Origin of the sequence: Mycobacterium sp. WUMAC-067, from assembly GCF_020217485.1 — a bacterium.
Lineage (GTDB): Bacteria > Actinomycetota > Actinomycetes > Mycobacteriales > Mycobacteriaceae > Mycobacterium.
Window position 1 is genome coordinate 25,040 of the sequence record NZ_JAEKMI010000015.1, and the last position, 13,712, is coordinate 38,751.

The window sequence follows — 13,712 nt, forward strand, 5'->3', positions numbered from 1 at the left end:
TTACCCTTTCCTCAGTTATCCACTACTTGTTCCGCGGCGGCAGCGACGGCTTCGGCAGTGAAGCCGAATTCACGGAATAAGGTCTTGTAGTCGGCGGATTCGCCGTAGTGCTCGATCGAAACGATCTTCCCGGTGTCACCGACCAGCTTGTGCCAGCTCTGCGCGACGCCGGCCTCGACGGCCACCCGGGCCGACACCGACGGGGGCAGCACGCTGTCGCGGTAGTCGTCGGGCTGCGACTCGAACCATTCGACGCACGGCATGGAGACCACCCGCGCGACAATGTCCTTGTCCGCCAACAACTTCTGCGCCTCGACGGCGAGCTGGACCTCCGAGCCCGTCGCGATGAGAACCACGTCGGGGTCCTGGCCGGCCTCCTCACCGTCGGAGGCCAGGATGTAACCGCCCCGGGCGACACCGTCGGCGCTGGTGCCCTCGAGCACCGGCACGCCCTGGCGGGTCAGGATCAGCCCCACCGGGCCGCTGCCGTTGCCGCGGGCCAGGATCGTGCGCCAGGCGTGCGCGGTCTCGTTGGCGTCGGCCGGGCGCACCACCGACAGCTTGGGGATGGCGCGCAACGCCGCGAGGTGCTCGATCGGTTGGTGGGTGGGCCCGTCCTCGCCGAGCCCGATGGAATCGTGCGTCCACACGTAGATGGTGTCGATGTCCATCAGCGAGGCCAGCCGCACCGCGGGGCGCATGTAGTCGGAGAACTGCAGGAACGTGCCGCCGTACGCGCGGGTGGGGCCGTGCAGCACGATGCCGGACAGGATCGCGCCCATTGCGTGCTCGCGAACACCGAAGTGCAGTGTGCGCCCATACCAGTCGGCGGTGTAGTCCTTCGTCGAAATGGACGGCGGACCAAAGGATTTGACGTCATCCATGGTGGTGTTGTTGCTGCCCGCCAGGTCGGCCGAGCCGCCCCACAGCTCGGGCAGTTTCGGCCCCAGCGCGGAGAGCACCTTGCCGGAGGCCGCGCGGGTGGCCAGGTCCTTGGAGCCCGGCTCCCAGTGCGGGATGTCGGCATCCCAGCCGTCGGGCAGTTCCTCGGCGGTCAACCGGTCCAGCAGCGCTTTGCGGTCGGGCTCGCGCTGCACCCAGGCGTCGAAATCCGCCTGCCACTTCTCGTGCGCCTCCTTGCCGCGGTCGACCAGCTTGCGGGTGTGGGCGATCACCTCGTCGCGCACCTCGAAGTTCTTGTCCGGGTCGAAGCCGAGGATCTTCTTGACGGCGGCGACCTCCTCGTCGCCCAGCGCCGCGCCGTGCGCCTTGCCGGTGTTCATCAGCTTCGGCGCGGGATAGCCGATGATGGTGCGCAACTCGACGAACGACGGCCGGTCGGTGACGGCCTTGGCGGCCGCGATGGCCTCCTCGATGGCGACGACGTTCTCGCCGCCCTCGACCTTCTGCACGTGCCAGCCGTAGGCCTCGTAGCGCGCTGCGGTGTCCTCGCACAACGCGATGTTGGTGTCGTCCTCGATCGAAATCTGGTTGTGGTCGTAGAAAACGATCAGGTTGCCCAGTTGCTGGACGGCCGCGAGCGACGAGGCTTCGGAGGTGACGCCCTCTTCGATGTCGCCGTCGGAGGCGATCACGTAGATGAAGTGGTCGAACGGGCTGTTGCCCGGGGCGGCGTCGGGGTCGAACAGGCCGCGCTCGTAGCGGGCGGCCATCGCCATGCCCACCGCGGATGCCAGGCCCTGCCCGAGCGGGCCGGTGGTGATCTCGACGCCCTTGGTGTGCCGGAACTCCGGGTGCCCGGGGGTCTTGGATCCCCAGGTGCGCAGCGATTCGATGTCGGAGAGCTCCAGGCCGAAGCCGCCCAGGTACAGCTGCAGGTACAGCGTCAGGCTGCTGTGCCCGCAGGACAGGACGAACCGGTCGCGGCCCAGCCAGTGGGCGTCGCTGGGGTCGTGGCGCATGGTCCGCTGGAACAGCGTGTACGCCAGGGGGGCCAGGCTCATCGCCGTCCCGGGGTGGCCGTTGCCGACCTTCTGCACCGCGTCGGCGGCCAGCACCCGAACGGTGTCGACGGCAGCCGAGTCGAGTTCGGACCAGTCGTCCGGGAGATGCGGTTGGGTCAGCGTGGAGATCTCTTCGAGTGTCGTCACAGACTCAGTCCTTGGGTCATCGAGCTGATCAATCCCACCCTAGTGCGGGAGGGCCGGCTCTTGCAGAGCAGGATTTCGGGTACCCGCGGCCGGCAGGTGTGAAAATTACGCGTCCGTCGAAAGCCATTAACATTCAGTTCGGAAATCTGGGAAAAGTCTGCGGGAACCGACCCACGGGCGAGGCATCGCCGCTACTCGGTCTACCATCGTCTGTAGTAGATGCTGCGCGCCGCTGCGACCCCGAGGAGTTATTGCGTGAGCGTTCGCGGGCGCGCCGCGCCGAGCCGATTGCCAAGCCGGGTACAAGGCACGGTGCTGGCTTATCTGGCGCTGACCAAGCCGCGGGTCGTCGAGCTGCTGCTCGTGACCGCGATCCCGGCGATGCTGCTCGCCCAGCGCGGGACGGTCAATCCGCTGCTGATCGTGAACACGCTGATCGGCGGAATGCTGGCCGCCGGCGGCGCGAACACGCTGAACTGCGTGGCCGACGCGGATATCGACAAGGTGATGAAGCGCACCGCGCGCCGGCCGCTGGCGCGGGCCGCGGTGCCCACCCGCAACGCCCTGGTGTTCGGGCTGGTGCTGACGGTCGGGTCGTTCTTCTGGCTGTGGTGGACGACGAACCTGCTGTCGGGGCTGCTGGCCCTGGCGACGATCGCGTTCTATGTGTTCGTCTACACGCTGCTGCTCAAGCGCCGCACCTCGCAGAACGTCGTGTGGGGCGGCGCGGCCGGCTGCATGCCGGTGATGATCGGCTGGTCGGCCGTGACGAACACCATCGGCTGGCCGGCACTGGTGATGTTCGCCATCATTTTCTTCTGGACGCCGCCGCACACCTGGGCGCTGGCGATGCGCTACAAGGACGACTACAAAGCGGCGGGCGTCCCGATGCTGCCGGCCGTTGCGACCGAGCGCCAGGTGACCAAGCAGATCCTGATCTACACCTGGCTGACGGTGCTGGCCACGCTGGCGCTGGCGCTGGCGACCGGCTGGCTGTACGCGGTGGTCGCCGCGGTCGCCGGGGTGTGGTTCCTGGCCATGGCGCATCAGTTATACGCGGGGGTGCGCGCCGGCGAGCCGGTCAAGCCGCTGCGGCTATTCCTGCAATCGAACAACTACCTGGCGGTGGTGTTCTGCGCATTGGCGATCGACTCGGCCATCGGGCTGCCGCACCTGTTCTAGCCGCCAGGGGAGTTACGGCACCAGCACGATCGAGCCCGTCGTCTTGCGGCCCTGCAGATCCCGGTGGGCGCGGGCCGCGTCGGCCAGCGGGTAGCGCCCGCCGACCTCCACGGTGATCTCGCCGCCGGCGATCGCGGCGAACAATTCCTCTGCCCGCCAGCTGAATTCCTGCCCGGTGCGGACGAAATGCGCCAGCGACGGCCGGGTCAAAAACACCGAGCCGGCGGCATTGAGGCGCTGCGGATCGAACGGCGGGACGGGCCCGCTGGCCGCGCCGAACAACGCGAGCGTGCCCCGCACGGCCAGGCTGGCCAAGCTGGCGTCGAACGTGGTCGCCCCCACGCCGTCGTACACCGCGGCCACCCCGGCTCCGTCGGTCAACGCGCGAATCCGCTCGCCGAACTCGTCGGCGTCGTCGGGGTAGGACAGCACCTCGTCGGCGCCGGCGTTCGCCGACATCCGCGCCTTCTCCGGGGTCGAGACCGTCGTGATCACCCGCGCGCCGAGCAGGCGCGCCCACTGCGTCAGGATAAGGCCGACACCGCCCGCGCCCGCATGCACCAGCACCGTGTCGCCCGCCTGCACCGGATACACCGACTTCAACAGGTAGTGGGCGGTCAGGCCCTTCAGCAGCGCCGAGGCCGCCACGTCGGCGGGGACGCCGTCGGGCACCGGGGCGGTGAAAGAGGCTGGGGCGGTGGCATATTCGGCGTAACCGCCGGAAGCCGCGGCGGTCACCACCCGGTCGCCCGCGGCGACACCGTCGACGCCCTCGCCGGTGTCTACCACCGTGCCGCTCATCTCCTGGCCGAGGATGAACGGCACCTGGCGCGGATACTGCCCCGAGCGGAAATACATGTCGATGTAGTTGACGCCGATGGCCTCGGCCTTGATCAGCACCTCACCCGGGCCGGGCGAGGGTTGTGGAGTATCGACGTAGCGCAGTACCTCGGGGCCACCGGTTTCGCCGACTTCGATTGCGTGCATGTGCTTATCATGCCCGGGCATGAAGCTCGCTCGTCCGGACGTCTTCCATCCCCGCATCGTGCTGGCGGGGCGCGGTGGCGACCCCGACGACGCCGGACTGGTGCCCGCCCTGCGCCGGCGGGGCCTGCACGCGCGCTGGCTGCCCTGGGACGATCCGGAAACCGCCCAGGCCGACCTGGTCATCCTGCGCGCCGCCCCGGTCGAGCCGGACCGACGTGTCGAATTCCTGGCCTGGACCCGGCGGACGCGCCACCTGCTCAACCCGCCCGACGCGGTCGCCTGGAATATCGATGAGCGGTATTTGCGCGACCTCGAGGACGTCGGGGTCCCGACGGACCCCGGCGCGACGGCGCGGTCGGCCTTGATCTTTCTGGGCGGGGAGCAATCGCACGCCTGGCCGGGCGAGCCGGAGTTCGAATCCTGGGATCTCGGCTACGCGGCGCTCGCGGCGGCCGCCCGCCGCGCCGGGATCGGCGCCCGGGAGCTGCTGTACGCGCGCGCCGACGTGGCCGGTACCCGGCTGGTGGGACTGGATCTCGTTGCGCCGCAGCTGGGTTGGCGCCGCCTGGACGCCGCCACCCGCGAGCTCGCCCAGCGCCGGTTCGCCGTGGAGGTCGAATCAGGCTGCGAGCGGCTCGGGCTCGGCCCGTTCCCGCATGGAAGCCCATAGCGCCGCGGTGGCCGCGGTGCATGCCGCCGCCCCCGCGACGTGCAGGGCGACCAGCGCGGCGGGGACACCGGTGTAGTACTGGGCGGTGCCGACGGCGGCCTGCGCGCACAGCAGGACGAGCAGCACCCCGAGCCGCCGCAGCACGGGGCGGGTGGCGCGCACCGCCAGCAGCCCGAAGCCCAGCCCCACGACCAGCGCCAGGTAGGCGACCAGCAGCGACGAGTGCACGTGCACCAGGGTGGCGACTTCGACCTTGAGTCGCGGCACGGTCCGGGTGGCGCTGCGGTCACCCGCATGCGGGCCGGCGGCCGTCACCAGCGTGCCGGTGACCAGCACCGCGGCCAGGTTCACGCCGGAGAGCGCGGTCAATGCGCGCAGCGGCGTAGGGATCAGCACGCGCACGGCTGCATCGTCGGGCTCGCCGATCTTGACGTAGAGCAGCACCGCGAGCCACACCATCGTCATCGACGTCAGCAGGTGGATGGCCACCGTCCACCACAGCAGCCCGGTGCGCACGGTGATCCCGCCGATGACCGCCTGCACGACGGTCGACACCGGCATCAGCCACGCATAGACCAGGACCTCGCGGCGACGCCGGGCCCGGGTCACCGCGAGCACGGCCAGCGCCGCGGTGATCACCACGGCGAAGGTGACCATCCGGTTGCCGAATTCGACGGCCTGGTGGATGCGCGGCACCTCGGCGTGGGCCACCGGGACGAAGCTGCCCGGAAAGCACTGCGGCCAGGTGGGGCAGCCCAGTCCCGAGGCGGTGACGCGCACGATCGCGCCGGTGATGGCGATGCCGCCCTGGGTCAGGATGACGGCCACGGCGATCAGCCGCTGGACGCCCAAACTGGGATTGGGGAGCAGGTCCACCAGCCGCCACAGCGTTCGTCCAAGCACGGCCCGATCCTAAGGCACCGAAAACTACATGCCGTAGTACGCCCGGCGTCGCCGAGCACCCGTCAGGTGAACCGGAACCAGCGCAGCGCGCTCAGCGCGCCCAGCGCACCCCACGCCGCCAGGACGATCACCCCGAACCAGTCCACCGACATCGTCATCGCCTGCGACAGCGCCTCGGTGAGCGCGCCCGACGGGGTCAGCCGGGCCGCCCATTTCACCGCCGTCGGAATCATGTCGGTTTCCACGGTCAGCGCGCCCAGGCCGGCGAAGACGAACCACATCAGGTTGGCGACCGCGAGCACGATCTCGGCCCGCAGCGTCCCGCCGAGCAGCAGGCCGAGGGCCGCGAACACCACGGTGCCCAGCGCGATGACCCCCGCGCCCAGCGCCAACGCGATCAGGGCGGGTCGCCAACCGAGCGCAAAACCGATGGCGCCCAACAGGATTGCCTGCAAGAACACCACCGTGACGACGGCCAGGGACTTGCCCGCGATGATGCCCCACACCGGAAGCGGGGTGGCCCCGAGCCGCTTGAGCGCGCCGTACCTGCGATCGAAGGCGACCGCGATCGCCTGCCCGGTGAACGCGGTCGAGATCACCGCCAGCGCCATGATGACCGGGGTGAAGGTGGCGGCGCGGTGCTGGCCGAACGAGCCGAGCGGCAGCAGCGTGAGCCCGACCAGCAGCGTGATCGGGATGAACATGGTCAGCAGCAGCTGTTCGCCGTTGCGCAGCAACAGCTTGAGCTCCAGGCCGAACTGCGCGGCGAGCATTCTCGGCACCGCGCTGGGCCGCGGGTCGGGGGCGAAAGTGCCTGCGGGGAACGGTGATTCGCTCATGGCCGCAACTTCCTGCCGGTGAGGTCGAGGAACACGTCCTCGAGGCTGCGTTGCTCGACGCGCATGTCCGTGGCCAGCACGTCGATCCGGGCACACCACGCCGTGACCGTCGCCAGCACCTGCGGGTCGACCGGGCCCTCGACCAGGTACTCGCCCGGCGTCACCTCCGTGGCCTTGTAATCCTCGGGCAGCGCGGCGGACAACAGCGACAGGTCGAGCCGCGGCGGCGCGCTGAACCGCAACTGGTCCTTGGCGCCGCTGCGCATCAGCTCCGTGGGCGTGCCCGAGGCCACCGTCGCCCCGCGGTCGATGATGACGATCCGGTCGGCGAGCTCCTCGGCCTCCTTGAGCTGGTGGGTGGTCAGCACCACCGTCACGCCGTCGCGGCGCAGCGCGTCGATCAGCTCCCACACCAGCAGCCTGGCGTGGGCGTCCATGCCCGCGGTGGGCTCGTCGAGGAACACCAGTTCGGGCCGCCCGACCAGCGCGCACGCCAGCGCGAGCCGTTGCTGCTGCCCGCCGGAGAGCCGCCGGTAGGTGGTGCGCGCGGCGTCGGTGAGGCCCAGCGTGTCCAGCAGCCACGCCGGGTCCAGCGGGTCGGCGGCGTAGGCGGCCACCAGGTCGAGCATCTCGCCGGCGCGGGCCGCGGGGTAGCCGCCGCCGCCCTGCAGCATCACGCCTATCCGCGCGCGCAGCCGCGCGTTGTCCGCGATCGGGTCCAGGCCGAGCACCTCGATGGTGCCGGCGTCCGGGCGCACGAAGCCCTCGCACATCTCGACCGTCGTGGTCTTACCGGCGCCGTTGGGGCCGAGCAGGGCCAGCACCTCGGCGGCGTGCACTTCCAGGTCGAGATCGGAGACGGCCTCCACGACAGCCCCGCCGGATCCGTAGTGCTTGCTCACGCCGCGCAGTCGCACGACTACTTCAGGAACGTCCGAGTTCACGGGCGCCGCCCCTGCTCATAGGCGCCGCTCATGCGGCGCGCGGCTGGGTCGTCGGCGCGGCTCACGTGGAATCAGCGTAGGCGTCATGGGCCGGCGCCGGTCGCGGGGTCTCGGCAGGCTGCGCGGGCGACGCCGGGTCGACGGGCTCTGCGCCGACGGGTTCCCGCGGCTGCGCCGGCGGGCTCCGCCACGGCAACCGGGTGTAGGTCACCGCGATGAGCAACACCACGATGACGGTGCTGGCCAACGTGGCGTCCACGATCTGGAACAGCGCGAACCGGTCGCCGTTGGCGGTCGGGCCGAAGATGCCGACGACGAGACTGATGACGATCGCCGCCAGCCGGAAGCCGGTGCGGGTGGCCCAGCAGGCCAGCGGGATGATCGCCCACAGCAGATACCAGGGCTGCACGACGGGAAACAGCAGCACGCAGATGCCCAGCGCGACGCCGAGGCCGCCGATCGGGTGCAGCCTGCCGCGGAAGACGGCCAGCAGCAGCCACGTCACCATGACCGTGATGATCAGCACGCCGATCGCACGGGTCAGCCCCAGCACCGCGGTGGTGTGATCGCCCAGGCCCAGCAGGATGCCCACCTGCCCGGTGCCGAGCGCCAGCAGCGTCGGCGGCGACATCCAGCTGCGCACCACGTTGGCGGTGCCCAGCGTGTAGATCCAGCCGAAGCCGAGCCCGCTGGCCCAGCCGACGACGGCCATCACCGCCAGCGACAGCGCCGCCATGCCGCCGCCCGTCAACAGCAGGGCACGCAGGTTTCCTCCCCGCCGGTAGGCCAGCGCGACCGTGACGAAGCCCAGCGCCAGCAGCGACGGCAGCTTCACCTGCGACGACAGCGTGATCAGGACGGCGCCGACCAGCAGCATGCCCAGCGGTTCCCAGTCGGGACCCGGCTTCAAGGAGTGGGGCAGCAGGCGCGGGGCTTTGACGTCTGAGACGCCGCGCAGCGCGAATTCGGCCCCGGCCAGCATCAGGCCCAGCATCAGCGCCTCGTTGTGCACGCCGGCCACCAGATGCATGATCAGCAGCGGGTTGGCCGCGCCCAGCCACAGCGCGCTGACCTCGGCGACGCCGCAGCGCCGGGCCAGCCGCGGTGTCGCCCACACGATCAGTCCGACGCCGAGCAGCTCCACCAGCCGGTGACACAGCACCGCGGCGACGATGTTCTCCCCGGTGATCGCCGAAATGCCGCGCCCCATCCACAGAAACAGCGGGCCGTAGGGGGCGGGCGTCTCGCGCCACAGGGTCGGCACCGAGAGGGTGAAGATGTGGGACAGGCCCAGGCCCGAGGCCGGGCCGACCCGGTACGGGTCGAGTCCCTCCAGGGAGATCTGGCTCTGCGCCAGATAGGAGTAGACGTCCTTGCTGTACATCGGGGGGGCGATCAGCAGCGGCAGCACCCACAGCAGCAGGGTGCGGTCCAGGTCGCCGCGCGACATCCGCCGGTTGCCCAGCGCGAATCGGCCGAGCATCAGCCAGGCCAGCGCCATCATGACCGCGCCCGTCGTCGTCATCGTCAACGACACCGTCTGGATGCGCGACGGCAGGTTGAGCAGCCGCACCCCGAACGTCGGGTCCTGCACGACGGGCCGGGCGCCGGCGCCCAGCGCGCCGATCGCCATCAGCATCGTGCCGCTGGCGCCGAACAGGCGGATGCGTCGCAGCGCGCTGAGCTCGGTATCGTTCAGCGGCGAACCCACCGCTTGCTCGTCGCCGTGCAGACTCGCGATCGACGAGCTCAGCGTGTGGTGGCGGGCTGACATCTTCAGCAGCGTAGCCGCCGGGTCCGAACCCGCGGCGATCGCTCGTGTGACCAGCACGACCCTAAGACAGGGGACCCTTGCTAGACCGATCGTCGGAATTGCGTCACACTGGTGTTGTGAAAATCCGAACCAGCCCCGATGGTGCCGCCGCGCCCGACGTCGGCGCTGCCACGGGTCTCACAGCGGATCGTCACACCCGCCGCGCCATCGTGCGCCTGCTGCTGGAATCCGGAACGATCACCGCCGGCGAGATCGGTGACCGGCTGGGCCTGGCGGCCGCCGGGGTGCGCCGGCACCTCGACGCCCTGATCGAGGCGGGCGATGCCGAGGCCACGGCGCCCGCGGCATGGCAGCAGTCGGGACGCGGGCGTCCCGCGAAGCGGTACCGGTTGACCGCCGGCGGGCGGGCCAAGCTCGACCACGCCTACGACGACTTGGCGGCGGCGGCGATGCGGCAGCTTCGCGAGATCGGCGGCGAAGAGGCGGTTCAGGCGTTCGCCCGGCAGCGGATCGACGCCATCTTGACCGAAGTCACCGCGGCCGACAGCACGGCGGACGACGACGTCGAGGCGGCCGCGGAACGGATCGCCACCGCGTTGACCAAGGCCGGCTACGTCGCCAGCACCACACAGGTCGGCGGGCCGATTCACGGCGTGCAGATCTGCCAGCACCACTGCCCGGTCTCCCACGTCGCCGAGGAATTCCCCGAGTTGTGCGAGGCCGAACAGCAGGCGATGGCCGAGGTGCTGGGCACCCATGTCCAGCGTTTGGCGACGATCGTCAACGGCGACTGCGCCTGCACCACGCACGTCCCCCTGACGCAGAGCCAGGCTTCAAGCACGGCGCCCAGCCCGCGCCACATGACCGACACCACGAGCATCAAAGGAGCGTCTCGATGACACTCACACCCGAGGCCAGCAAGACGGCTACCGCGCCGCTGACCCAGGAAGAGGCGATCGCCTCCCTGGGGCGGTACGGCTACGGCTGGGCCGACTCCGACGTCGCAGGCGCCAGCGCCCAGCGCGGGCTGTCCGAGGCGGTGGTCCGCGACATCTCCGCGAAGAAGAGCGAGCCCGAGTGGATGCTGCAGGCCCGGCTCAAGGCGCTGCGCATCTTCGAGCGCAAGCCGATGCCGACGTGGGGCTCGAACCTCGACGGCATCGACTTCGAGAACATCAAGTACTTCGTGCGCTCCACCGAAAAGCAGGCCGCGACGTGGGACGACCTGCCCGAGGACATCCGCAACACCTACGACCGGCTGGGCATCCCCGAGGCGGAGAAGCAGCGCCTGGTCGGCGGCGTGGCGGCGCAGTACGAGTCCGAGGTCGTCTACCACCAGATCCGCGAAGACCTCGAGGCCCAGGGCGTCATCTTCGTCGACACCGACACCGGTCTGCGCGAGCACCCCGAGATCTTCCAGGAGTACTTCGGCACCGTGATCCCGGCGGGGGACAACAAGTTCTCCGCACTCAACACCGCGGTGTGGAGCGGCGGCTCGTTCATCTACGTCCCGCCGGGCGTGCACGTCGACATCCCGCTGCAGGCCTACTTCCGCATCAACACCGAGAACATGGGCCAGTTCGAGCGGACGCTGATCATCGCCGACGAAGGTTCGTACGTGCACTACGTCGAGGGCTGCACCGCGCCGATCTACAAATCGGACTCGCTGCACTCGGCCGTCGTCGAGATCGTCGTGAAACCGCATGCGCGCGTTCGCTACACCACCATCCAGAACTGGTCGAACAACGTGTACAACCTGGTCACCAAGCGCGCCCGCGCCGAGGCCGGCGCCACCATGGAGTGGGTCGACGGCAACATCGGATCCAAGGTCACCATGAAGTACCCGGCGGTCTGGATGACCGGCGAGTACGCCAAGGGCGAGGTGCTCTCGGTGGCGTTCGCCGGCGAAGACCAGCACCAGGACACCGGCGCCAAGATGCTGCACCTGGCGCCCAACACGTCGAGCAACATTGTGTCCAAGTCGGTCGCCCGCGGCGGGGGCCGCGCCTCGTACCGCGGCCTCGTGCAGGTGAACAAGGGCGCCCACGGATCGCGTTCGAGCGTGAAATGCGATGCGCTGCTGGTCGATACGATCAGCCGCAGCGATACCTACCCGTACGTCGACATCCGCGAGGACGACGTCACGATGGGGCACGAGGCCACCGTGTCCAAGGTCAGCGAGGACCAGCTCTTCTACCTGATGAGCCGCGGCCTGACCGAGGACGAGGCGATGGCGATGGTGGTGCGCGGCTTCGTCGAACCGATCGCCAAAGAGCTGCCGATGGAGTACGCGCTGGAGCTCAACCGCCTGATCGAACTCCAGATGGAAGGCGCGGTCGGCTAGTGACGAATCTGACCGAAGCGGTTGAGGGATCGACCCTTACCGCCTTGAACAAGGGGGAGCTGTTCTCCTCCTTCGACGTGGACGCGTTCGAGGTCCCGCACGGCCGCGACGAAATCTGGCGCTTCACCCCGTTGCGCCGGCTGCGCGGCCTGCACGACGGTTCGGCACATGCCACCGGCAAGGCGCAGATCACCGTCACCGACCAGCCGGGTGTACGCACCGAAACCGCCGGCCGGGGCGACGAGCGGCTGGGCCAGGGCGGAGTTCCCGCCGATCGCGTTGCGGCCCAGGCCTTCTCGTCGTTCAACTCCGCGACGGTGGTGACCGTGGCGCGTGACACCGAGGTCGCCAAGCCCATCGAGATCGTCGTGAACGGGCCGGGCGAGGGCGCGGTCGCCTACGGGCATCTGCAGATCCGCGTCGAAGAACTCGCGCGGGCCATCGTGGTCGTCGACCTGCGCGGCAGCGGGACGTACGCCGACAACGTCGAGATCATCGTTTCAGATTCGGCGGCGCTCGGAGTCATCTGGATCGCCGACTGGGCCGACGACATGGTCAACGTCAGCGCGCATCACGCACGGCTGGGCAAGGATTCGGTGCTCGGCCACGTCAACGTGACGCTCGGGGGAGACCTGGTCCGCACGTCGACGACGGTGCGGTTCACCGCCGCCGGCGGCGACGCTCAACTGCTCGGCACCTATTTCGCCGACGACGGCCAGCACATCGAATCCCGGCTGCTCGTCGACCACGCGCACCCCAATTGCCGCTCGGACGTGCTGTACAAGGGTGCGCTGCAAGCGGATCCGGAATCCGACCGTCCGGACGCACACGCCGTCTGGGTGGGCGACGTGCTGATCCGCGCCGAGGCGACCGGCACCGACACCTTCGAAACCAACCGCAATCTGATCCTCACCGACGGCGCCCGCGCCGATTCGGTGCCCAACCTCGAGATCGAGACCGGTGAGATCGTCGGCGCCGGACACGCCAGTGCCACAGGGCGATTCGACGACGAGCAGGTGTTCTACCTACGAGCCCGCGGCATCCCCGAAGACCAGGCCCGACGGTTGATCGTGCGCGGCTTCTTCGCCGAGATCATCCAGAAGATCGCCGTGCCCGCCGTGCGTGAGCGACTGGCCGAGGCTATCGAACACGAGCTTGAGCTGACCGAAGGAAACAAGAACTGATGACCACACTCGAAATCAAGGACTTACACGTCAGCGTCGCGCGCACCAACGAAGCCGACGCCATCGGAATCCTCAAGGGCGTCGACCTCACGGTGAAGTCGGGGGAGACGCACGCGTTGATGGGTCCCAACGGGTCTGGCAAGTCCACGCTGTCCTATGCCATCTCCGGGCACCCGAAGTACGAGGTGACGTCCGGATCGATCACGCTGGACGGCCAGGACGTGCTGGCGATGAGCGTCGACGAACGCGCCCGGGCCGGCCTGTTCCTCGCGATGCAGTACCCGATCGAGGTCACCGGGGTGTCCATGTCGAACTTCCTGCGCTCGGCCGCCACCGCCGTGCGCGGTGAGGCGCCGAAGCTGCGGCACTGGGTCAAGGAAGTCAAGGCCGCGATGGACGACCTGGGGATCGACCCGGCGTTCTCCGAACGCAGTGTGAACGAAGGCTTTTCCGGTGGTGAGAAGAAGCGCCACGAGATTCTTCAGCTGTCGCTGCTCAAGCCCAAGATCGCCATCCTGGACGAGACCGACTCCGGCCTGGACGTCGACGCGCTGCGGGTGGTCAGTGAGGGGGTGAACCGCTACGCCGAAGCCGAGCATGGCGGCGTCCTGCTGATCACCCACTACACCCGCATCCTGCGCTACATCCAGCCGCAGTTCGTCCACGTGTTCGTCGGCGGGCGCATCGTCGAAGCCGGCGGCCCCGAATTGGCCGGCCAGCTCGAGGAGCACGGATACGAGCGCTTCGTGCAGGCGGCGTCTGCGAAGGCCTGAC

11 protein-coding genes and 1 pseudogene are annotated in these 13,712 nt (G+C 69.3%); 6 read left to right on the forward strand and 6 right to left on the reverse strand.

Annotation, left to right across the window (positions count from 1 at the left end):
• Positions 1 to 11: 11 nt before the first annotated feature.
• Entirely contained in the window at positions 12 to 2,111 is a 2,100-nt protein-coding gene (gene tkt, locus JF781_RS12930) for a transketolase (protein WP_225328623.1), read from the reverse strand.
• Positions 2,112 to 2,366: 255 nt separating this feature from the next.
• Between tkt and JF781_RS12935 the strand changes: the two genes are divergently transcribed.
• Entirely contained in the window at positions 2,367 to 3,293 is a 927-nt protein-coding gene (locus tag JF781_RS12935; RefSeq protein WP_225328624.1) for a heme o synthase, read from the forward strand.
• A 12-nt stretch (positions 3,294 to 3,305) separates the two neighbouring features.
• Here JF781_RS12935 and JF781_RS12940 read toward each other — a convergent pair whose 3' ends face one another.
• Positions 3,306 to 4,280: a quinone oxidoreductase gene (locus JF781_RS12940; RefSeq protein ID WP_225328625.1), complete on the reverse strand. Its 975-nt coding sequence runs from the start codon at positions 4,278 to 4,280 to the stop codon at positions 3,306 to 3,308.
• Between the two features lie 19 nt (positions 4,281 to 4,299).
• On the opposite strand from JF781_RS12940, the gene JF781_RS12945 reads away from it, so the two are divergent.
• Positions 4,300 to 4,950, forward strand: a complete 651-nt coding sequence (locus tag JF781_RS12945; RefSeq protein ID WP_225328626.1) for a hypothetical protein — start codon at positions 4,300 to 4,302, stop codon at positions 4,948 to 4,950.
• Here the strand turns inward: JF781_RS12945 and JF781_RS12950 are convergent.
• The 4 genes from JF781_RS12950 to mptB form a co-directional block, all read right to left on the reverse strand.
• Entirely contained in the window at positions 4,900 to 5,853 is a 954-nt protein-coding gene (locus tag JF781_RS12950; RefSeq protein ID WP_225328627.1) for a heme A synthase, read from the reverse strand. The two genes, JF781_RS12945 and JF781_RS12950, sit on opposite strands and share 51 nt — an antisense overlap.
• A 62-nt stretch (positions 5,854 to 5,915) precedes the next feature.
• Complete coding sequence (locus JF781_RS12955) at positions 5,916 to 6,692, reverse strand: ABC transporter permease (RefSeq protein ID WP_225328628.1); 777 nt, start codon at positions 6,690 to 6,692, stop codon at positions 5,916 to 5,918.
• Positions 6,689 to 7,636, reverse strand: coding sequence for an ABC transporter ATP-binding protein (locus JF781_RS12960; RefSeq protein ID WP_225328629.1), 948 nt, complete (start codon positions 7,634 to 7,636; stop codon positions 6,689 to 6,691). Before JF781_RS12960 ends, JF781_RS12955 begins: the two co-directional genes overlap by 4 nt.
• Before the next feature lie 61 nt (positions 7,637 to 7,697).
• Positions 7,698 to 9,410, reverse strand: coding sequence for a polyprenol phosphomannose-dependent alpha 1,6 mannosyltransferase MptB (mptB, locus tag JF781_RS12965; RefSeq protein WP_374109698.1), 1,713 nt, complete (start codon positions 9,408 to 9,410; stop codon positions 7,698 to 7,700).
• A gap of 46 nt (positions 9,411 to 9,456) precedes the next feature.
• On the opposite strand from mptB, the pseudogene JF781_RS12970 reads away from it, so the two are divergent.
• The 4 genes and pseudogenes from JF781_RS12970 to sufC all read left to right on the forward strand — a co-directional run bounded on the left by JF781_RS12970 (position 9,457) and on the right by sufC (position 13,711).
• Positions 9,457 to 10,309: pseudogene (locus JF781_RS12970) on the forward strand (helix-turn-helix transcriptional regulator).
• Complete coding sequence (gene sufB, locus JF781_RS12975; protein ID WP_225328631.1) at positions 10,306 to 11,754, forward strand: Fe-S cluster assembly protein SufB; 1,449 nt, start codon at positions 10,306 to 10,308, stop codon at positions 11,752 to 11,754. Before JF781_RS12970 ends, sufB begins: the two are co-directional and overlap by 4 nt.
• Positions 11,754 to 12,938: a Fe-S cluster assembly protein SufD gene (gene sufD, locus JF781_RS12980; protein WP_225328632.1), complete on the forward strand. Its 1,185-nt coding sequence runs from the start codon at positions 11,754 to 11,756 to the stop codon at positions 12,936 to 12,938. The genes sufB and sufD overlap by 1 nt, the downstream gene beginning before the upstream one ends.
• Positions 12,938 to 13,711 (forward strand): Fe-S cluster assembly ATPase SufC, encoded by a 774-nt coding sequence (gene sufC / locus JF781_RS12985; RefSeq protein ID WP_225328633.1) that lies wholly within the window; start codon positions 12,938 to 12,940, stop codon positions 13,709 to 13,711. The genes sufD and sufC overlap by 1 nt, the downstream gene beginning before the upstream one ends.
• The last annotated feature ends 1 nt before the right edge of the window (position 13,712 follow it).

Bases quoted from the DNA above. Each gene is read 5' to 3' on its own strand.
- JF781_RS12955 (WP_225328628.1), bottom strand. From the start codon at position 6,692: ATGAGCGAATCACCGTTCCCCGCAGGCACTTTCGCCCCCGACCCGCGG.
- JF781_RS12940 (WP_225328625.1), bottom strand. From the start codon at position 4,280: ATGCACGCAATCGAAGTCGGCGAAACCGGTGGCCCCGAGGTACTGCGC.
- mptB (WP_374109698.1), bottom strand. From the start codon at position 9,410: ATGTCAGCCCGCCACCACACGCTGAGCTCGTCGATCGCGAGTCTGCAC.
- sufC (WP_225328633.1), top strand. From the start codon at position 12,938: ATGACCACACTCGAAATCAAGGACTTACACGTCAGCGTCGCGCGCACC.
- sufB (WP_225328631.1), top strand. From the start codon at position 10,306: ATGACACTCACACCCGAGGCCAGCAAGACGGCTACCGCGCCGCTGACC.
- JF781_RS12945 (WP_225328626.1), top strand. From the start codon at position 4,300: ATGAAGCTCGCTCGTCCGGACGTCTTCCATCCCCGCATCGTGCTGGCG.